Raw genomic sequence first — 19,216 nt, 5'->3', positions numbered from 1 at the left:
CGGCGATGGCACGGAACATCCAGTCGCTCGAACGGGCGGCCGCGATGCTGCGGCTCCTCGCGGGCGGCGAGCGGAGACTCGGCCTGTCGGACATCGCCTCGTCCCTGGACCTGGCCAAGGGCACCGCGCACGGCATCCTGCGCACCCTCCAGGCGGAGGGGTTCGTGGAGCAGGACGACGCCTCCGGGCGGTACCAGCTGGGCGCCGAGCTGCTGCGCCTGGGCACAACGTACCTGGACGTGCACGAGTTGCGCGCGCGTGCGCTCGTGTGGACCGACGACCTGGCCCGTTCCAGCGGCGAGAGCGTCCATCTGGGCGTGCTGCACCAGCACGGCGTGCTGATCGTGCACCACGTCTTCCGGCCCGACGACAGCCGCCAGGTGCTGGAGATCGGGGCCATGCAGCCCCTGCACTGCACGGCGCTCGGCAAGGTGCTCTCGGCGTACGACCCGGTCGCGCACAGCGAAGCGCTGGAGAGCGACCGCAAGGCGTTCACCGAACGGACCGTGTGCGACCTGGAGGACTTCGAGCAGCTCCTGGACGTCACGCGCGCGCGTGGGTACGCGGCGGACGTCGAGGAGACCTGGGAGGGCGTGGCGTCCATCGCGGCGCCCATCCACGACCGGCGGCGGATGCCGGTCGGCGCGGTCGGCATCACGGGCGCCGTGGAGCGGCTGTGCCGGACCGACGAGGAGGGCGCGCTGCGTCCCGAACTGATCGCGGCGGTGCGGGACTGCGCCCGCGCGGTCTCGCGGGACCTGGGCGCCGGGCGGTTCTGAGGACCGCAGGTCAGGGCTGGTACGTCGGTGACGTGCCGGCCCTTCGTCGCACCCTGACACAACGGCACAAATCGCCGAAACAAGATCGTTGACTCACAGCCGTCAATAACGATCGAGTTTTCGACAACAGAACCCTTGACGGGCGCGCGACCCCGCAGCAAGACTCCCGTCCATCGGTCGGCATTGTCGAACACCTACCGGCAATACGCGCTAGAGTGTGACAACGCCAAGGGCCGGCATCGCTCTCACCCCGAGAGCAGCTCGAACCTCCGGAGGGACCCGGGGTTCGGTCCCCTGGACGAAGGACAAAGGAGTCGCGGGTGTCCAGCTCCGACATCTTCATCGGCGAGACCATCGGTACCGCCATACTCATCCTGCTCGGCGGTGGCGTGTGCGCCGCCGTCACGCTGAAGGCCTCCAAGGCCCGCAACGCCGGCTGGCTCGCCATCACCTTCGGGTGGGGTTTCGCCGTTCTGACGGCTGTCTACACTTCGGCGCCGCTCTCGGGCGCCCACCTCAACCCGGCCGTGACCCTGGCGCTCGCGCTCAAGAAGGACGGCATCTCCTGGGGCGACGTCCCGATCTACTGGGGCGGGCAGCTGCTCGGCGCCATGATCGGTGCGACGCTGGTCTGGATCGCCTACTACGGCCAGTTCCAGGCGCACCTGACCGACAAGGAGATCGTCGGCGCCCCGGGCGCGCAGGCCACGACCGCCAAGGCCGTCGAGGCACAGGAGAAGGGCGCGGGCCCGGTGCTCGGCATCTTCTCCACCGGCCCCGAGGTCCGGGTCGCCTGGCAGAACGTCGCCACGGAGGTCATCGGCACGATCGTGCTCGTGCTGGCCGTTCTGACGCAGGGTCTCAATGGCGACGGCAAGGGCCTGGGCACCCTGGGCGCCCTGATCACCGCGCTCGTGGTGGTCTCGATCGGTCTCTCCCTCGGTGGTCCGACCGGCTACGCGATCAACCCGGCCCGTGACCTCGGTCCGCGCATCGTGCACGCCCTCCTGCCCCTGCCCAACAAGGGCGGCTCCGACTGGGCCTACGCCTGGGTCCCGATCGCCGGTCCGCTGATCGGCGGGGCGATCGCCGCGGGCATCTACAACATCGCTTTCGCTTAGAACATCCCTAGCGGTCGTACAGCAAAGCAGTCGTAGAGCAGTCGTAGACAGTCCCTCACTCACGGAACCCAGGAGCACACAGTGACCGACGCCCACACCGCCGGCCCCTTCATCGCCGCCATCGACCAGGGCACCACCTCCAGCCGCTGCATCGTCTTCGACCGGGACGGACGTATCGTCTCCGTCGACCAGAAGGAGCACGAGCAGATCTTCCCGAAGCCGGGCTGGGTCGAGCACAACGCCACCGAGATCTGGACCAACGTCCAGGAAGTCGTCGCCGGAGCCGTCCAGAAGGCCGGTATCACCCGCGACGACATCAAGGCCATCGGCATCACCAACCAGCGCGAGACCACGCTGCTGTGGGACAAGAACACCGGTGAGCCCGTCCACAACGCCATCGTCTGGCAGGACACCCGCACCGACGCGCTGTGCCGGGAGCTCGGCCGCAACGTCGGCCAGGACCGCTTCCGCCGCGAGACGGGTCTGCCGCTGGCCTCCTACTTCGCCGGCCCGAAGGCCCGCTGGCTGCTCGACAACGTCGAGGGCCTGCGTGAGCGCGCCGAGCGCGGCGACATCCTGTTCGGCACCATGGACAGCTGGGTCATCTGGAACCTGACCGGTGGTGTCGACGGCGGCAAGCACTACACCGACGTCACCAACGCCTCGCGCACCATGCTGATGAACCTCCGCACGCTGGAGTGGGACGAGAAGATCGCCGAGTCCATCGGCGTCCCGCTGAACATGCTCCCGGAGATCCGCTCCTCCGCCGAGGTCTACGGCGAGGTCAGCGGCGGCAAGCTCGGCGACCTGCTCGGCGGCATCCCGGTCGCCTCGGCGCTCGGCGACCAGCAGGCGGCCCTGTTCGGCCAGACCTGTTTCGCCGAGGGCGAGGCCAAGTCGACGTACGGCACCGGCACGTTCATGCTGATGAACACCGGTGACAAGATCATCAACTCGTACTCGGGGCTGCTGACGACCGTCGGCTACCGCATCGGCGACGAGGCGCCGGTCTACGCCCTGGAGGGCTCGATCGCCGTCACCGGTTCGCTGGTGCAGTGGATGCGCGACCAGATGGGCCTGATCTCCACCGCCGCCGAGATCGAGACGCTCGCGCTCTCGGTCGAGGACAACGGCGGCGCGTACTTCGTGCCCGCCTTCTCCGGACTGTTCGCCCCCTACTGGCGCCCGGACGCCCGCGGTGTGATCGCCGGCCTCACCCGGTACGTCACCAAGGCGCACATCGCGCGCGCCGTCCTGGAGGCCACCGCCTGGCAGACCCGTGAGATCAGCGACGCCATGACCAAGGACTCCGGCGTCGAGCTCGCGGCCCTCAAGGTCGACGGCGGCATGACCTCCAACAACCTGCTGATGCAGACGCTCTCGGACTTCCTGGACGCCCCCGTGGTGCGTCCGATGGTCGCCGAGACCACCTGCCTCGGTGCCGCCTACGCCGCCGGTCTCGCCGTCGGCTTCTGGACCAGCACCGACGACCTGCGCGCCAACTGGCGCCGGGCCGCCGAGTGGACCCCCAACATGGACGCGGAGAAGCGCGACCGTGAGTACAAGAGCTGGCTCAAGGCCGTCGAGCGGACCATGGGCTGGCTCGAGGACGACGAGAGCTGAGCAACGCCCTCAACAGCTCTGACGAGGAGTAAGAACCCCACATGACCAGTCAGTCCACCCTGCAGTCCGTGCCTGCCCTCGGTACGCACCCGGCCTCCGGCTCCCTTCCGAGCCGCGCCGAGACCCGGGAGCAGCTCTCCAAGGCGTCGTACGACCTTCTCGTGATCGGCGGCGGCATCCTGGGCATCTCCACCGCCTGGCACGCCGCGCAGTCCGGCCTCAGGGTGGCCCTGGTCGACGCCGGCGACTTCGCCGGCGCCACCTCCTCCGCCTCCTCCAAGCTGCTCCACGGCGGTCTGCGCTATCTGCAGACCGGCGCGGTCAGGCTGGTGGCGGAGAACCACTTCGAGCGCCGTGCGGTCTCCCGCCAGGTGGCACCCCACCTGGCGAACCCGCTCACCTTCTACCTCCCCGTGTACAAGGGCGGGCCGCACGGCGCCGCGAAGCTCGGGGCGGGCGTCTTCGCCTACTCCGCGCTCTCCGCGTTCGGTGACGGCGTCGGACACCTCCTGTCCCCCTCCAGGGCGGCGCAGGACGTGCCCGAGCTGCGGACCGAGAACCTCAAGGCCGTGGCCGTGTACGGCGACGACCAGATGAACGACGCGCGCATGGCGCTGATGACGGTCCGCGCGGCCGTCGAGGCGGGCGCGGTCGTGCTGAACCACGCCGAGGTGACCGGGCTCCGGTTCACCAGGGGCCGGGTGACCGGCGCGGACCTGCGCGACCGGCAGTCCGGCGACGAGTTCGGCGTGAACGCCCGGCTCGTGCTGAACGCGACCGGGCCGTGGGTCGACCACCTGCGCAAGATGGAGGACCCGAACGCGGCGCCGTCCATCCGCTTGTCCAAGGGCGCCCACCTGGTCCTGAAGCGGACCTCGCCGTGGAAGGCCGCGCTGGCCACCCCGATCGACAAGTACCGGATCACCTTCGCGCTGCCCTGGGAGGACATGCTCCTGCTCGGCACCACGGACGAGGAGTTCGAGGGCGACCCGGCGGACGTCGCGGTCACGGAGAAGGACACGGCCCAGATACTCGACGAGGCCGCGTTCTCCGTCCGCGACCAGCAGCTCTCCCGCGACCTGATCACGTACTCCTTCGCGGGTCTGCGGGTGCTGCCGGGCGGCCCCGGTGACACCGCGAAGGCCAAGCGCGAGACCGTGGTGACGGAGGGCCGTGGCGGCATGCTGTCCGTCGCGGGCGGCAAGTGGACGACCTTCCGGCACATCGGCCGCACGGTCATGCAGAAGCTGGAGGCGCTGCCCGGCGCTCCGCTCGGTGACGACTTCGAGCCGATCTCCGCCCTGCCGAAGAGGCTCCCCCTTCCCGGGGTCGCCAACCCGCGCGCGGTCGCGCACCGCCTGCTGGTGGACAACCCGGCACCGGGTCCGCGCATGGCCGCCGACACGGCGAAGCACCTGGCGACCCACTACGGCTCGCTCGCCTTCGACATCGCGCGTCTGGCCAACGAGAACCCGGAGCTGGGCGAGCGGGTCCACCCGGACGCCCCGGAGATCTGGGCGCAGGTCGTGTACGCCCGGGACAACGAGTGGGCCGAGACGCAGGACGACGTGCTGCGTCGCCGGACGACGCTGACGATCCGGGGTCTGGCCACGGACGAGGTCCGCGCGAAGGTCCAGGACCTGCTCGACAAGAAGTAGCCCCGGGTCCGGTCCCTCCCCGACCGGGACCGGTGTCCCGAGGACGGCCCCTCCTCCCCTATGGGGGCCGGCCGGCGAAAGGGGGCGGCTCCCCGCCGATGGAGCCGCCCCCTTTCGTCTGCCCGGTGGAGCCCGCTGCCCTCCTGGGGACGGGCCGCACCGGACTGCCTCCATAATGTGCTGAGACATCCGACGTCTCAGCGCAGTGCGGGGCGAGAAGGAGGCCGGACATGGCTGTCACCGACGAGGCGATCGAGAAGATCAAGGGCATGATCGTCTCGGGCGCGCTGCGCCCCGGCGAGCGGCTCCCCAAGGAGAGCGAGCTCGCCTCCGAGCTGGGGCTGTCCCGAAACTCGCTGCGCGAGGCCGTGCGGGCGCTGTCGCTGATCCGCATCCTGGACGTACGTCAGGGTGACGGCACATATGTGACCAGCCTGGACCCGCAACTCCTCCTGGAGGCGATGAGCTTCGTCGTGGACTTCCACCGCGACGACACGGTCCTGGAATTCCTGGCGGTGCGCCGCATCCTGGAGCCGGCCGCCACCGCGATGGCCGCCTCCCGGATCAGCGAGCAGCAACTGGACGCCCTCAACGCCCAGTTGGACAAGCTCGGCGACAGCCCGTCGGTGGAGGAACTGGTCGCCTGCGATCTCGACTTCCACCGCGGGATCGTGCAGAGCTCCGGCAACTCCGTGCTCTGCTCCCTCCTGGACGGCCTGTCCGGGCCCACCACCCGGGCCCGGATCTGGCGCGGCCTGACCCAGGAGGACGCGGTCAGCCGCACCCTGCACGAGCACCGCGCGATCCTCGCGGCCCTGCGCGACCGGGACGCCGAGGCGGCCCGCTCGTGGGCGACCGTGCACATCGCGAGCGTGGAGCAGTGGTTGCGCTCCACGCTGTGAGAAGCCCGTGCGAAGCCTCCGAGCGGCATCGGAACGGGGGTGTTCCCGGGTGGCGAACGGGGCAGTGATCGTTCACTCCCCCGTGCAAGGGGGCTGCGGGCGCCCCCGCCGGACGCCGTAAGGTTGGTGCGTTAAGCGAGGGCACGTCGGAAGGAGGCGCTGGGTGATCGAGCTCGAGGGGGTTCCCGAGCTGATCGACCCGGTCATGGTGGCCGCGTTCGAGGGCTGGAACGACGCCGGCGACGCCGCCTCCACCGCGGTCGCGCATCTGGACAGGGAGTGGAAGGGCGAGGTGTTCGCGGCACTCGACGCCGAGGACTACTACGACTTCCAGGTGAACCGCCCCACGGTGTGGCTGGACGGCGGAGTGCGCAAGATCACGTGGCCGACGACAAGGTTGTCGGTGGTCCGCGTCGGCGGTGACAAGCCGCGTGACCTGGTACTCGTCCGAGGTATCGAACCGTCGATGCGCTGGCGCTCGTTCTGCAACGAGCTGCTGGGCTTCGCCCACGAACTGGGCGTGGAGCTGGTGGTGATCCTGGGCGCGCTGCTCGGTGACACCCCGCACACCCGTCCGGTTCCGATCAGCGGGACCACGTCCGATGCGGACCTGGCCCAGCGGATGGACCTGGAGGAGACCAAGTACGAGGGTCCCACGGGGATCGTCGGCATCCTCCAGGAGGCCTGCGCCCACGCGGGCGTGCCCGCGGTGTCGCTGTGGGCTGCCGTTCCGCACTACGTGTCGCAGCCGCCGAACCCGAAGGCGACACTGGCCCTCCTGAACCGTCTGGAGGACCTGATCGACGTGCGGATCCCGCTCGGCGAGCTGGCCGAGGACGCGCGCGCCTGGCAGGTGGGCGTGGACCAACTGGCCGCCGAGGACAGCGAGGTCGCCGAGTACGTCCAGACCCTGGAGGAGGCCCGCGACACCGCGGAGCTGCCGGAGGCCTCGGGGGAGGCGATCGCCCGGGAGTTCGAGCGGTATCTGCGGCGCCGGGACGGCGGCCAGCCGGGTCAGCCGGGCGGGCACGCGACCGCGGACGGCAGCGACAGTTCGGCCTACCTGCGGGAGAGCCCCGGCGGTCGTACGAAGCCTCCCAAGCCGCCGAAGCCGGAGGCGGCGGAGACGGAACCGGGGCGGGCACCCGAGCGGGAACCGGAGACGGACGACGAGGACTCGTCGCCGGAGGACTGAGCGGATGAGGGCGGTGCACACGCACCGCCCTCTCCGGTCTTTCAGATCTGGATCCGGTTCACCGCCACCGCGTCGTAATCGGTGGTGGGCGTGGGCTCCACGTCGAAGCGCGCGTTGGGCAGATACAGGCGCCTTCCCCAGGCGGCGACCGTCGTCGGGATGCGGAAGCGCGGGTCGGTGATGCGGGTGATCGCGGTGCCGCGGGTGCCGGAGTCGTTCAGCCGGAACACGTCGATCGCGTTCTGCTGCTGCTGGACGGCGTAGAGGGTCCGGCCGAGCAGCAACAGGCCGTCGCCGTTGGGGAGTTTCGCGGTACCGAGGTCGACGGTCCGGGCGGCGCCGGTGCGCGGGTCGACCCGCATGAGGCCGCCGCCGTTCGCGAAGCCGTTCACCACGAGCAGGGCGCGGCCGTCGGGGGTGCGCTCGATGCCGTTGGCCGTGAAGTCGGGTCCCTGCTGCCAGTCCCCGGTCAGGGGTACGGTCGTCACCGCGCCCTTGGCCAGCTTGTAGAGCACCGGCTTGAAGGAGTCGGTGAACCAGGCGGCACCCGGGGTGAGGACCACGTCGTTCACGAAGGTGCCGCCGGTGGCGTACACCTGCTCGGTCACGCCGGAGCGGACGTCGACGGTCCGGATCTCGGCGCTGTCGCCGCCGGCGAGGAAGAGTCTGCCGCCGTGCCGGTCGATCTTCAGGCCCACCGTCGGGCGGCCGGTGCCCTTCGCGACGATCCCGCCGCGGCCGGTGGCCAGGCTCGCCCGGTAGATGTCGCCGTTCGCGAGCGAGCCGAACCAGGCGTACGGCTCGGAGCCGATGGTGATGCCCTCGGGCTGGAAGCCGTCGGGCAGGGGGAACTGCGCGGGCCACGCGGCGTGCCGGGATCCGGCGGCGTGCGCGGTGCCGCCGAGCAGGGCCGCTCCGGTGAGCGCGGCGGTCGTGGTCAGGAGTGTGCGACGTGCGAAGGAACGGTCTGCGGGTGCCACGGTGCGTCCTTCCGCAAGGGGCCGGCCCGGGGCCGGCCGAACAGTCAAGCGACGCTCCCACCCCATCACATGACGGCGGCCTCCACAGGCTTCGGCCGGATTGTGACGCGACGTCGCTTTCTGGATGGACTGCACCCGATGCCCAACTCAAGGAAGGGGCGTTTCCCTCCGCGGGGAGGGAAACGCCCCTTCCGTTCGGCCTTCTAGAGGGCCACGCCGAGCAGTGCGTCCACCGCGCGGGTCACCACTCCGGGGGCGCCCATGTCGGTGCCCCCCTGCTCCTCCTGGAGGGCGGCCCAGCGGTCGACGGCGGTCAGTGCGGTGGGCGCGTCGAGGTCGTTCGCGAGGGCCTCGCGGATCTCCTCGACGACCGCCTCGGCGGAGGGTCCGTCGGGCCGGGAGACGGCGGCACGCCAGCGGCCCAGCCGGTCCACGGCGTCCCGGAGGACCTGGTCGGTCCACTCCCAGTCGGCCCGGTAGTGGTGGGCGAGCAGCGCGAGCCGGATGGCGGCGGGGTCGACGCCCTCGCGGCGCAGTCGCGACACGAAGACCAGGTTGCCCTTGGACTTCGACATCTTCTCGCCGTCGAGGCCGACCATGCCGGCGTGGACGTACGCCTTGGCCATGGGGAACTCGCCGGTCAGCACCTGGGCGTGCGAGGCGCCCATCTCGTGGTGCGGGAAGGCGAGGTCGGAACCGCCGCCCTGGACATCGAAGGTCATGCCGAGGTGGTCCAGGGCGATCGCCACGCACTCGATGTGCCAGCCGGGGCGTCCCCGGCCGAGCGAGGCGCCGTCCCAGCTGGGCTCGCCCTCGCGGGCGGCCATCCACAGCATCGGGTCGAGGGGGTTCTTCTTGCCCGGGCGGTCCGGGTCGCCGCCGCGCTCGGCGGACAGCAGCCGCATGGCGGCCGCGTCGAGGTTCGAGACCTTGCCGAAGTTCGGGTCGGACTCGACGGAGAAGTAGGTGTCGCCTTCGAGCTCGTAGGCGGCACCGGCGTCCCGCAGCCGTTCGACGAGCGGCACGATCCCGGGTATGGCCTCGACCGCACCGATGTAGTGCTGCGGCGGCAGCATCCTGAGGGCGGTCATGTCCTCGCGGAAGAGGACCGTCTCCTTCTCGGCGAGGGCGGCCCAGTCGATGCTGTCCCGCTCGGCGCGCTCCAGGAGCGGGTCGTCGATGTCGGTGACGTTCTGGACGTAGTGAACCTGGCGCTTGGTGTCGAGCCACACGCGCTGTACGAGGTCGAACGCGTTGTAGGTCGCCGCGTGCCCCATGTGGGTGGCGTCGTACGGCGTGATGCCGCAGACGTAGAGACGGGCGACAGGACCGGGGTCGAGGGAGACCAGACCACCGGTCGCGGTGTCGTGGATCCTCAGGTCGCGGCCCTGACCAGGCAGGGCGGGGACCTCGGAAGCGGGCCAGGCATGCATGTCATGAGCCTAACCGGACGGATGTTCCGTATACGAACCGGACCGGGCCGGATGGCCGGTAAGGCCTTCTTGCACCGTACGGCCCGGTGTGCAGTGTGCGCCGCGGGCCCGGGTGCAGTGTCCTGCTAGACGGGCGGCCAGGGAATGGCCGGCCACTCGCCGCTCGGTTCGGGGTGCTTGCCGGAGTCCAGCAGCGCGTCGACACGCGCGCGTGTGGCGTCGAGTTCGGCGGGGGTGATCAGAGTGGCCAGCCGGGTCGCCAGCTCGCCCGACAGGGCCTCCTTGAGGCCTTTCAGGACGTCGACCGCCTCCCCCGTCAGCGGTTCGCCCGCCCAGCCCCACAGCAGGGTCCGCAGCTTGTTCTCGACGTTGAAGGTCACACCGTGGTCGATGCCGTGGAGCCGGCCGCCCTCGGCGGGCAGCAGATGGCCGCCCTTGCGGTCCGCGTTGTTGATCACCGCGTCGAGGACGGCGAGCCTGCGCAGCCGCTCGTCGTCCGCGTGCACCAGCAGCGTGGTCCTCCCCTCGCCGACCTCGGCGAAGCCGATGGCCTTCCAACCCGGCTCGGGCTCCTCGGCGTCGACCAGGGCGAGCAGCTCACTGCCGGGCACCCCCTCGATCCACAGCTGGCACATGCCCTCGCCGAAGGGCCCGTCGCGCAGCACGGTGGGCGGCACCAGGCCCCAACCGGTCGCCTCGGACACCTCGTACGCGGCGACCTCGCGCTGGGCGAGGGTGCCGTCCGGGAAGTCCCACAGGGGTCGCTCGCCGCGGACCGGCTTGTAGACGCAGAGGACCTCCTGGCCCTCGTACGAGACGGAGCAGTGCAGCACCGCGTTGGAGGCGTCCCGGATCTGCCCGCGTACTGTCAGCTCGCCCCGGGCGAGCACCTCTGCCGTGGTCACGCTCCGCGGCGGTATCCGTTCTGGCGCGGACATACGTGTCCTTCCGGGTCGAGCGGGAGGCTGCACAGCGGGCAGGGCGGCCGCCCCGCGTTGACGACATCGAGGGCGCGCTTGGCGAAGGCCCTGGCCTGCGCGCCGGTGAGGCGGACCCGCAGCATCGGGGGTCCGTTCTCCTCGTCCTGGAGGAGTCTCTCCTCGGCCTCGGCGAGGTCCTCCTCGGATTCGGCCTCCAGCTCCACGAGGGCCTGCGCCTCGACGATCATGCGCTGTTCCTCGCCGTCCCAGGCGAGGGCCATGGTGCCCACCCGGAACTCCTCCTCGACGGGGGTGTCGAGGGGCGCGGTGTCGGCGATCTCGGTGGGCGGCACGGCCGGCACGGGAGCGCTGCCGCCGCTGCGGCGCACGACCTCGTCGAGGAGTTCGTCCATCCGCTCGGCGAGGGCGGCCACCTGTGTCTTCTCCAGGGCCACGCTGGTCACTCTGGGGCCGGCCGTGGCCTGGAGGAAGAACGTACGGCGCCCGGGCAGTCCGACCGTGCCGGCCACGAAGCGGTCCGGCGGGTCATAGAGGAACACCTGACGGGACACGTCCTGTCTCCATTGGATTCGTGAGTACGGGATCGACGGGAACGACGGGATCGTCCATGCGTCAACGCGCTTGTGTGAACCGCTTCACCCTACTGCGCCCGACGATCACGGTGCGCCCGCACCACCACCCACCGGGGCGTCACCGCCCGCGGCCTCCTCGCGCGGCACCAGGGAGGCGAAGTCACCGGTGTCGCCGAGGCGGACGAGAAACGGCCGCAGCCGGGTGTAACGGATGACGGTGATGGAACACGGTTCTACAGAGATCCTCTGGAAGAGGTCGAGATGAAGTCCGAGTGCGTCGGCGACGAGCGACTTGATGATGTCGCCGTGCGAGCACATCAGATAGACGGCGTCGGCTCCGTGATCGCGCTCCACGCGCGCGTTCCACTCGCGTACGGCCTCCGCCGCGCGCGTCTGCATCGCCCGCATGGACTCGCCGCCGGGGAACGCGGCCGCCGACGGATGCGCTTGGACGACCTCCATGAGCGGCTCGTCCCCGAGCTCGGCGAGCTTGCGCCCGGACCAGTCGCCGTAGTGGCACTCCCCGATGCGCTCCTCGCTGTGCGCCCGGAGGCCGGGCCGGGCGTCGAGCAGGGGCTGGATCGTCTCCTGGCAGCGCTGGAGGGGGCTGGCGACGATCTCGGAGATCGGCACCCCTTCGAGGCGTCCGGGCAGCGAGGCGGCCTGTGCGGTGCCGCGCTCGTCCAGGGCGACCCCGGGCGTCCACCCGGCGAGCAGTCCCTCGGTGTTCGCGGTGGATCGTCCGTGCCTGACAAGGATCAACGTGGGCATGCGGCCCAGGGTAGGCGTACGCCGGGCTGCGGCGTCCTTCGAGCGAGGGGAGAACACACTCCGTGATCGTTGACTGTGCCATCTACCGGGAGGGGCACCGGTCGGAGGGGCCCGAGGACCTGTCGGACGCGCTGGACCAGGCGCGACGGGCGGGCGGGTTCGTCTGGATCGGACTGCACGAGCCGTCCGAGAAGGAGTTCGAGCTCGTCACCAAGGAGTTCGGACTGCATCCGCTGGCGGTGGAGGACGCCCTCAAGGCGCATCAGCGGCCCAAGCTGGAGGTGTACGACGACTCGCTGTTCGTCGTCCTCAAGCCGGTGGTGTACGAACCGGAGAGCGACACCGTGTCCACCGGCGAGGTCATGCTCTTCCTCGGCGACGCCTTCGTGGTGACGGTCCGTCATGGCGTGGGCTCGCCGCTGAAGGCCGTACGGGAGCGTCTCGAGCAGGAGCCGAAGCTGCTCGGCAAGGGGCCCACCGCGGTGCTGTACGCGGTGGCCGACGCCGTCGTGGACCACTATTTGGAGGTGGCGACGGAACTGGGGACCGACCTGGAGGAACTGGAGGCGGAGGTGTTCTCGCCGGACGGCGGCGGCTCGCGCGGCACCGCGTCGCGGATCTACACCTTCAAGCGGCAGGTCCTGGAGTTCCGCCGGGCCACCGTCCCGCTCACGATGCCACTGACCCGGCTCGCGGGCGTGGGGGCGTACGGCGGGACGGTGCCGTTCGTGAACGACAAGGCGCGGCCCTTCTTCCGGGACGTCAACGACCACCTCGCGCGCGTGAACGAGTCGGTGGAGGGCCTGGACCGGCTGGTGTCGGACGTCCTGTCGGCGCATCTGGCGCAGATGAGCGTCCGGCAGAACGACGACATGCGGAAGATCTCCGCGTGGGCGGCCATGGCGGCGATCCCCACGATGATCGCGGGGATCTACGGCATGAACTTCGACCACATGCCGGAGCTGCACTGGGTGTGGGCGTATCCGGCGGTGATCGTGCTGATGGGCGTGCTGGAAGTGCTGCTGTACCGGACGTTCAAGCGCCGGGGCTGGCTTTAGCGGACGCTCAGGCGAACTCGGGGGCGGAGGTGGCGGGTCCGCCGAGGGCGTCGCGGCGCTGCGGCGGCTTCAGGGAGACCATGCGGCGCCAGCCCGCGGCGCGTTCGTAGGCGTAGACGCCGTGGATGCCCGCGGCGAGGAGGGCGGACTTCGCACGGGACCAGCCGAGGATGCGTCCCATGTGGGCCATCACCGCGAGGCTGACGTCCCGGTGGACGCGGATCTCGGCCAGCGCGCACTGCCTGAGCGTGTGCTGGATGGCGCGGCCGTGGCCGGCGTGGGCGAGGCGCAGCAGTTCCTCGTGGCAATAGGCGAGGTGGTTGTCCTCGTCGCTGGAGATCATCCGCACCGCCCGGCCGAGGTCGGGGTGGTCGGCGAAGTGCTTGCGCAGCAGCTCCATCTGCTCGGAGGCCCGCTGTTCGGTGACCCGGCTGTGGGCGAGGTAGGTGACGATGTCGTGCACGGTCAGCGACTCGTCGCTGTGGAGCTTCTCGTGGGCGAGACCGATGCCGTGCTTCTCCAGGAGCATCGTGTAGTCCGTCTCCGGCGGGACGGGGACGGGTGCGAGACCGCGCTTCCTCATGAGGGCGTTGAAGATCCGCCCGTGCTTGTCCTCGTCGGCGCCGTGCCGGGCGATCTTGGGGGCGAGTTCGCGTTCGCCCGGCGGCACCAGAGCGGCGATGCGGGCGTTCTCCCAGCCGCCCTGTGACTCCCCGCTGGCGGCGATGGAGCAGAACAGCCGGAAGGACTCGTCGTGGTCGAGGATCTCCTGGAACAGGCTCTTGGCCGAAAGCATCGTGGGGCACCTCTCTGCCGGACTCCGCGGCAATCCGCAAAGAACGAGTCAAATGCGGCGGGAGGGGTGCTGCAACAGCTGTGCCGGACGACTCCGCCAAAAGGAGGATGACCGGGGACACCAGGGGGCGTAACCGCGCGGGCGTGGGCGCGTTGAATCACGTGACGGCCGTGGCGGGGAAGACCCCCGAGCCCCCACCACGGCCGTAGAGCATGGCGAAGGCGATCAGGCGAGGCCCGCACGCTCCAGGGCCTCGGTACCGGCGCGGAGTGAGGCGAGGCGCTCGTCGAGGGTGAAGCCCGCGGGGGCCAGGGTCAGGGTGGTGACGCCGGCCGCCGCGTACTCCTTCATACGGTCCGCGATGCGGTCCACGGAGCCGAGCAGGGTGGTCTTGTCGATGAGGTCGTGCGGAATCGCGGCCGCGGCGCCGTCCTTGTCGCCGGCCAGGTACTTGTCCTGGATCTCGGCGGCCGCCGCCTCGAAGCCCATGCGCTGGGCGAGCTGGTTGTAGAAGTTCTGCTTGCGGCTGCCCATGCCGCCCACGTACAGCGCGGTGTAGGGGCGGAAGGTGTCGGCGAGCGTGGTGACGTCCTTGTCCTCGCCGAGGGCGAGCGGGAGGGTCGGGGCGATGTCGAACCCGTCCAGGGTCTTGCCCGCCTTCTCGCGCCCGGCGCGCAGATGCCGGATCGCGGTGTCCTCCAGGTGCTCGGCGGAGGGGAAGATCAGCAGGGCGCCGTCGGCGATCTCGCCGGTCTGCTCCAGGTTCTTCGGACCGATCGCGGCGATGTACAGCGGGATGTGCTCGCGCTCCGGGTGCACGGTCAGCTTGAGCGGCTTGCCGGGGCCGCCGGGCAGCGGCAGCGTCCAGTGCTGACCCTCGTAGGAGAGGCGCTCGCGAGACATGGCCTTGCGGACGATCTCGACGTACTCACGCGTGCGTGCCAGCGGCTTGTCGAACTTGACGCCGTACCAGCCCTCGGAGACCTGCGGACCCGAGACACCGAGCCCCAGGCGGAAACGGCCCCCGGAGAGGGAGTCGAGGGTGGCGGCGGTCATCGCGGTCATCGCCGGCTGGCGGGCCGGGATCTGGAAGATGGCCGAACCGACATCGATGCGCTCGGTCTGGGCCGCGACCCAGGTGAGCACGGTGGCCGCGTCCGAGCCGTAGGCCTCGGCGGCCCAGCAGACGGCGTATCCGAGCCGGTCGGCCTCCTGGGCGACGGCGAGATTGTCCGCGTCCATTCCGGCGCCCCAGTAGCCGAGGTTGATCCCGAGCTGCATGGCCGATTCCCCTTACCGATCAGTAACGTCCTTGTCGCAGACCATAGCGCGGCCGGGCGGCTCCGGGCAGGCCGCGGCCCGTGCCGGTGACCTGCGGGCGATTACCGCGCACCTGTCTGAATCCGTTGTCCACAGGCCCCCACGCGACAGGTTCTGGCCAGTAATCTCGGCGTTCATGGAGCAGAGGCATCTCGGTCGTACCGGCCTGCGCACGTCCCGCATCGGGCTCGGCACCCTCACCTGGGGCAGGGACACCGACGAGCACGACGCTGCGGACCTCCTGAAAACGTTCTGGGAGGCGGGCGGCACGCTGGTCGACACGGCGGACGTGTACGGCGACGGGGAGGCCGAATATCTGCTCGGGCGCCTGATAGAAGGCCTGGTCCCGCGCCGGGACCTGGTCATTTCCACGAAGGCGGGCAGCGTGCCCGACCCGGACGTCCGCGTCGACGGCTCGCGCGGCCATCTGCTCTCCGCGCTGGACGACTCGCTGGCCCGGCTCGGCACGGACTACGTCGACGTGTGGCACATCCACTCCTGGGACCCCTGCACCCCGTTGGAGGAGACGCTCCAGGCCCTCGACACGGCCGTCAGCAGCGGTCGCGCCCGCTATGCCGGGGTCTCCAACTTCTGCGGCTGGCAGCTCGCCAAGGCAGGCACCTGGCAGCTGGCGGCGCCCGGGACGCGGACCCGGCTGGCCGCCACACAGCTGGAGTACTCGCTGCTGCAGCGCGGGGTGGAGCGCGAGGTGCTGCCGGCCGCGCTCGATCTGGGCATCGGGCTGCTGCCCTCCTCGCCGCTGGGCCGCGGTGTGCTGACGGGCAAGTACCGCAACTCCACCCCGGCCGACTCGCGGGGTGCCTCGGAGCATCTGGCGCCGTTCGTCGCGCCGTACCTCGACGAGACCGCGAGCCACATCGTGGAGGCGGTGACCACGGCGGCCGACGGACTCGCGGTGACGCCCCTCCAGGTGGCCCTCGCGTGGGTCCGCGACCGGCCCGGAGTGACCGCGCCGATCGTCGGCGCGCGCAACTCGCAGCAGCTCACGGCGGCATTGTCAGTGGAGGCCCTTAGTCTTCCTGACGAGATCTGCCGGGCGCTCGACGATGTGTCGGCGCCCGTGCACCGCTATCCCGATCACGACTGGAGCACGCTGTGAGCACGGAGCCGGAGGGCACGGAGGAAGCGCCGGAGCAGGAGGCGGACGGCGCGGGGGGCGGTGCAGCGGGCACGGCGGGGCCGGCCGGGGGCGGCGCCGCTGAAAGCGTGGGCGAGGAACCGGGGGCCGACGCGGGCGAGGGCGGTGACGCCGCCGGCGTCGACGCGGACGACGCGGAGAAGGCGCGACTGTCCGAGGCCGAGGCCGAGTTGGCGGCGCAGCGGATCGAGCGGGAGCGGATCGCCCGGCGGAAGGCCGAGAAGCAGGGGCCTGTCGCGAGCGGGGCCAAGCTCAGCGGCAAGGCGGCCGATCTCCTGGCCGCCGTACGGGCGGTGGAGAGCGGGGCGAAGCCCGTGGCCGCCGTCTTCAGCGAGCCCGAGGCACCGCGTCGGGCCGCCCAGGAGCCGGTGCGGCCCCGGCCGGTGTCGGCGGAGCCGGCCGGGGCCGGGGCCGGGAGTTCGGTCGGCGTACCCGCGCCGGAGGCCGTGGAGACCGTACGGCGTGTGCTGGCCGAGGGCGGGGCGCCGGAGGGCCTCGCGGCACAGGTCGCCGCGGTCCTCGGCGAAGGCGCCGACGACCAGCTGCGGGCGGACCCCTGGCAGTTGCTGCGGGTCACGGGCGTACGGCCCGAGCAGGCCGACGGGTTCGCGCGGACGCTGCTCGGCGCCGAGTGCGCGCCGGACGACGAGCGGCGGGGGCGGGCGGTCACCGTCTGGCTCCTGGAGCAGGCGGCGTTGGCCGGGCACACCGTGCTGGAGATGCCGGCCCTCGTGGCCGCGCTGGCCCAGCGGGGCGTGCCGGACGCCGACGCGGCCGTGCAGAGCACGATCGCCGAGGCCGAGGCGCTGGTCTTCCAGGACGCCCTCGACCCTGCGGCACCGGAGCCCGCGGAGGACGACGAGGAGGGGGCGGAGCGGCCGGTCCGGATCCTGGTCGGGCTCGAGCGGTACGCCCTCGCGGAGGAGAGCCTCGCCGACGGACTGGCCCGGCTGATCAACTCCGTACCCAAGGAGGACGGTTCGGCCGCGGACTGGGAGGGCGTCGCGGGGTCGGCCGAAGGCTCGGCCGCCGAACTGATCCGCGCGGCCGCTGCGGCCGGCCTGGTCCTGCACACCGGCGGCGAGGCCTCCCTGACGGAACCGGCGGCGCTGCTGGTGGCGGCGCGCGGGCTGGGGCTGCGGGCGTGGGCGGCGACGCACAGCCCACTGGGCCGCGACCGCTTCGGCGCCCTGCTCCACGAAGCCGACCCCCACGCCCCCGCCCGGCAGGTCGCCACCGTCGCCGGGCTCCTCTCCGGTGCCGAGGGGCCCGGTCGGGATACCGACGGGGCGTTCGACCTCGATCTGCTCGTCGTGCTCGACGCGCCTCAGCTGGACGTCGAGACGGCCGCGCTGCTCGTGGAGTCCCTGCCGGACGGGGCGCGGCTGGTGCTGGGCGGGGATCCGGCGGTGCTGTGGTCGGTGGGGCCCGGGCGGGTGTTCGCCGATCTGCTCGCCGCCCGGATCTGTCCGCAGGTCGCCTCGCGCAGGCCGGACCCCGGCCCCCTGGGCGAGCTGGTCTCCGGGATCGGCATCGGTGAGCTGAACCAGGTCGAGGCCCCCGGCAAGGAGGTCGTGATCGTGCCGGTGCGGGACGCGGGCGAGGCCGTGCACCGGACCGTGCAGCTGGTCGCGGACTCGGTGCCGCGGGCGATCGGGGTCCCCGCCGATCAGACCCAGGTGATCACCCCGGGCCACGGCGGCGCCGTCGGCACCCGCGCGCTCAACGCGGCCCTGAAGGAGCGCCTCAACCCCGGCCCCGGCCGGTTCGGCGGATTCGACCCCGGTGACCGCGTCGCCTACTCCCCCGCACCGGGCCGTACGCTCCCGGGCCAGGTGGTGAAGGCCGACGCGGACGGCCTGCACCTGACCTGCTCCGGTGAGCCCGTGGTCGTACCGAAGGAACGGGTGGAGCAGACCGTGCGGCACGGCTGGGCCCTGACCGCGCACCAGGCGGTCGGCGGCCGCTGGCCCGCGGCCGTGGTGGTGCTGCCCGGGGACGCGGCGCAGGCCCTCAGCCGGCCCTGGGTCTACACGGCGTTCGGCAGGGCGGAACGCCACCTGTCCGTGGTCCACGGCGTGGAACAGGCCCTGCCGAGGGCGGTCGCCGAGATCCCGGCCAAGCCCCGGACGACCCGGCTGCCCGTCCTCCTCGGGGCCCCGACGTCCGGCTGAGCCGCAGGAAAAGGAGCGCGGCCCCGGAGAACATTTCTCCGGGGCCGCGCTCCTGCGCCTCAGCGGCGGTCCACGTCCAGGGGTTCCACATCCTCGCCCTCGACGTCGGGCTCGTCGGCGTCGTCGTCGAGATCGTCATCGTCGTCGAACACCGCGCTGACATCGAACCGGCACACCACCCGCTCGACGTCGACCTGCTCGAACGGCGTCTCCAGCCACTCCCCGGCCTCGGCCGGTTCGTCCGCGGCGGTCACCCACAGCGTGGAGTCGCCCTCCTCAAGACCGAACTCCTTGTGCCGGGAGGCGATCTCGTCGGGCTCGAACTCGCCGAACAGCACTTCCAGCGCACCGTGCACCGTGCCGGAGGCCTCCGTGCCGAGCCCCTCGTCGGCCGCCTCGACCCGCTGGGCCTGCGCCAGCAACCGCTGCGGCTCCACCACGGCGTAGTCACGGCGGATCAGCACGCTCAGCGCGTTCGGCTCCTCGGGGCCCGTGTACGGCGTGGCGTCCTCCGCGCCGGGGATCTCGAAGGGGGTGACCTCGTCGTAGCGGTCGTAGAGCAGCTCGTCATACACCTCGGCGGCCGCAGCCAGTTCGTTGAAGGCCTCGTATACGGCGGGGTCGTCCTCCCCCGACCTCCGTTCGACCGCGGCCAGGTGGCGGTCGAGCGCGGTCTTGACCGCCTCGGCGGCGGCACGTACCTCGGCAGCGGTGGGCTGCACAGCATCAGACAT

At 71.4% G+C, this 19,216-nt stretch carries 17 protein-coding genes; 9 read left to right on the top strand and 8 right to left on the bottom strand.

Annotated features, from left to right (window positions below):
• Positions 1 to 5: 5 nt before the first annotated feature.
• The 6 genes from RKD20_RS35345 to RKD20_RS35320 all read left to right on the top strand — a co-directional run bounded on the left by RKD20_RS35345 (position 6) and on the right by RKD20_RS35320 (position 7,278).
• Complete coding sequence (locus tag RKD20_RS35345; protein ID WP_424881255.1) at positions 6 to 779, top strand: IclR family transcriptional regulator; 774 nt, start codon at positions 6 to 8, stop codon at positions 777 to 779.
• Positions 780 to 1,099: 320 nt separating this feature from the next.
• The gene (locus tag RKD20_RS35340) at positions 1,100 to 1,900 is read left to right on the top strand and encodes an MIP/aquaporin family protein (protein ID WP_020117736.1); all 801 of its coding nucleotides are present in this window, start codon (positions 1,100 to 1,102) and stop codon (positions 1,898 to 1,900) included.
• Between the two features lie 81 nt (positions 1,901 to 1,981).
• On the top strand, positions 1,982 to 3,523 hold the full coding sequence (gene glpK / locus RKD20_RS35335) for a glycerol kinase GlpK (protein ID WP_424881254.1): 1,542 nt from the start codon (positions 1,982 to 1,984) through the stop codon (positions 3,521 to 3,523).
• A 41-nt stretch (positions 3,524 to 3,564) separates the two neighbouring features.
• Positions 3,565 to 5,181: an FAD-dependent oxidoreductase gene (locus tag RKD20_RS35330; protein ID WP_424881253.1), complete on the top strand. Its 1,617-nt coding sequence runs from the start codon at positions 3,565 to 3,567 to the stop codon at positions 5,179 to 5,181.
• A 230-nt stretch (positions 5,182 to 5,411) separates the two neighbouring features.
• Positions 5,412 to 6,083: a FadR/GntR family transcriptional regulator gene (locus tag RKD20_RS35325; RefSeq protein WP_020117739.1), complete on the top strand. Its 672-nt coding sequence runs from the start codon at positions 5,412 to 5,414 to the stop codon at positions 6,081 to 6,083.
• Between the two features lie 163 nt (positions 6,084 to 6,246).
• The gene (locus tag RKD20_RS35320; protein ID WP_424881252.1) at positions 6,247 to 7,278 is read left to right on the top strand and encodes a PAC2 family protein; all 1,032 of its coding nucleotides are present in this window, start codon (positions 6,247 to 6,249) and stop codon (positions 7,276 to 7,278) included.
• Between the two features lie 41 nt (positions 7,279 to 7,319).
• Here RKD20_RS35320 and RKD20_RS35315 read toward each other — a convergent pair whose 3' ends face one another.
• The 5 genes from RKD20_RS35315 to RKD20_RS35295 form a co-directional block, all read right to left on the bottom strand.
• The gene (locus tag RKD20_RS35315) at positions 7,320 to 8,258 is read right to left on the bottom strand and encodes an SMP-30/gluconolactonase/LRE family protein (protein WP_424881251.1); all 939 of its coding nucleotides are present in this window, start codon (positions 8,256 to 8,258) and stop codon (positions 7,320 to 7,322) included.
• Between the two features lie 203 nt (positions 8,259 to 8,461).
• The gene (gene mshC / locus RKD20_RS35310; RefSeq protein ID WP_424881250.1) at positions 8,462 to 9,691 is read right to left on the bottom strand and encodes a cysteine--1-D-myo-inosityl 2-amino-2-deoxy-alpha-D-glucopyranoside ligase; all 1,230 of its coding nucleotides are present in this window, start codon (positions 9,689 to 9,691) and stop codon (positions 8,462 to 8,464) included.
• A gap of 125 nt (positions 9,692 to 9,816) precedes the next feature.
• Complete coding sequence (locus RKD20_RS35305) at positions 9,817 to 10,629, bottom strand: SCO1664 family protein (protein ID WP_424881249.1); 813 nt, start codon at positions 10,627 to 10,629, stop codon at positions 9,817 to 9,819.
• Positions 10,593 to 11,183: a DUF3090 domain-containing protein gene (locus RKD20_RS35300; RefSeq protein ID WP_007380893.1), complete on the bottom strand. Its 591-nt coding sequence runs from the start codon at positions 11,181 to 11,183 to the stop codon at positions 10,593 to 10,595. The genes RKD20_RS35305 and RKD20_RS35300 overlap by 37 nt, the downstream gene beginning before the upstream one ends.
• Before the next feature lie 105 nt (positions 11,184 to 11,288).
• The gene (locus RKD20_RS35295; protein ID WP_389813785.1) at positions 11,289 to 11,975 is read right to left on the bottom strand and encodes a histidine phosphatase family protein; all 687 of its coding nucleotides are present in this window, start codon (positions 11,973 to 11,975) and stop codon (positions 11,289 to 11,291) included.
• 62 nt (positions 11,976 to 12,037) lie between these two features.
• On the opposite strand from RKD20_RS35295, the gene corA reads away from it, so the two are divergent.
• On the top strand, positions 12,038 to 13,033 hold the full coding sequence (gene corA / locus RKD20_RS35290; protein ID WP_424881248.1) for a magnesium/cobalt transporter CorA: 996 nt from the start codon (positions 12,038 to 12,040) through the stop codon (positions 13,031 to 13,033).
• A 7-nt stretch (positions 13,034 to 13,040) separates the two neighbouring features.
• Here corA and RKD20_RS35285 read toward each other — a convergent pair whose 3' ends face one another.
• The gene (locus RKD20_RS35285) at positions 13,041 to 13,829 is read right to left on the bottom strand and encodes a ferritin-like domain-containing protein (RefSeq protein WP_424881247.1); all 789 of its coding nucleotides are present in this window, start codon (positions 13,827 to 13,829) and stop codon (positions 13,041 to 13,043) included.
• A 225-nt stretch (positions 13,830 to 14,054) separates the two neighbouring features.
• Complete coding sequence (locus RKD20_RS35280; protein WP_424881246.1) at positions 14,055 to 15,110, bottom strand: LLM class F420-dependent oxidoreductase; 1,056 nt, start codon at positions 15,108 to 15,110, stop codon at positions 14,055 to 14,057.
• Positions 15,111 to 15,285: 175 nt separating this feature from the next.
• Between RKD20_RS35280 and RKD20_RS35275 the strand changes: the two genes are divergently transcribed.
• Together RKD20_RS35275 and RKD20_RS35270 are read left to right on the top strand one after the other, a co-directional pair.
• Positions 15,286 to 16,269 (top strand): aldo/keto reductase, encoded by a 984-nt coding sequence (locus RKD20_RS35275; protein ID WP_424881245.1) that lies wholly within the window; start codon positions 15,286 to 15,288, stop codon positions 16,267 to 16,269.
• Positions 16,266 to 18,482, top strand: a complete 2,217-nt coding sequence (locus RKD20_RS35270) for a helix-hairpin-helix domain-containing protein (RefSeq protein ID WP_424881244.1) — start codon at positions 16,266 to 16,268, stop codon at positions 18,480 to 18,482. Before RKD20_RS35275 ends, RKD20_RS35270 begins: the two co-directional genes overlap by 4 nt.
• 59 nt (positions 18,483 to 18,541) lie before the next feature.
• On the opposite strand, the gene RKD20_RS35265 is transcribed toward RKD20_RS35270, so the two are convergent.
• Positions 18,542 to 19,216, bottom strand: a complete 675-nt coding sequence (locus tag RKD20_RS35265) for a hypothetical protein (protein WP_424881243.1) — start codon at positions 19,214 to 19,216, stop codon at positions 18,542 to 18,544.

The sequence above is a fragment of the Streptomyces sp. SLBN-8D4 genome (assembly GCF_049739545.1).
GTDB lineage: Bacteria > Actinomycetota > Actinomycetes > Streptomycetales > Streptomycetaceae > Streptomyces > Streptomyces canus_C.
Note: the sequence above shows the minus strand (reverse complement) of the source record. Positions and strands in the feature narration are given on the sequence as shown.

Excerpts from the sequence above, each read along its gene's own strand:
- RKD20_RS35345 (WP_424881255.1), top strand. The coding sequence starts at position 6 with ATGGCACGGAACATCCAGTCGCTCGAACGGGCGGCCGCGATGCTGCGG.
- RKD20_RS35330 (WP_424881253.1), top strand. The coding sequence starts at position 3,565 with ATGACCAGTCAGTCCACCCTGCAGTCCGTGCCTGCCCTCGGTACGCAC.
- RKD20_RS35325 (WP_020117739.1), top strand. The coding sequence starts at position 5,412 with ATGGCTGTCACCGACGAGGCGATCGAGAAGATCAAGGGCATGATCGTC.
- mshC (WP_424881250.1), bottom strand. The coding sequence starts at position 9,691 with ATGCATGCCTGGCCCGCTTCCGAGGTCCCCGCCCTGCCTGGTCAGGGC.
- RKD20_RS35305 (WP_424881249.1), bottom strand. The coding sequence starts at position 10,629 with ATGTCCGCGCCAGAACGGATACCGCCGCGGAGCGTGACCACGGCAGAG.
- RKD20_RS35295 (WP_389813785.1), bottom strand. The coding sequence starts at position 11,975 with ATGCCCACGTTGATCCTTGTCAGGCACGGACGATCCACCGCGAACACC.
- RKD20_RS35285 (WP_424881247.1), bottom strand. The coding sequence starts at position 13,829 with ATGCTTTCGGCCAAGAGCCTGTTCCAGGAGATCCTCGACCACGACGAG.
- RKD20_RS35280 (WP_424881246.1), bottom strand. The coding sequence starts at position 15,110 with ATGCAGCTCGGGATCAACCTCGGCTACTGGGGCGCCGGAATGGACGCG.
- RKD20_RS35275 (WP_424881245.1), top strand. The coding sequence starts at position 15,286 with ATGGAGCAGAGGCATCTCGGTCGTACCGGCCTGCGCACGTCCCGCATC.
- RKD20_RS35265 (WP_424881243.1), bottom strand. The coding sequence starts at position 19,216 with ATGTCTGATGCTGTGCAGCCCACCGCTGCCGAGGTACGTGCCGCCGCC.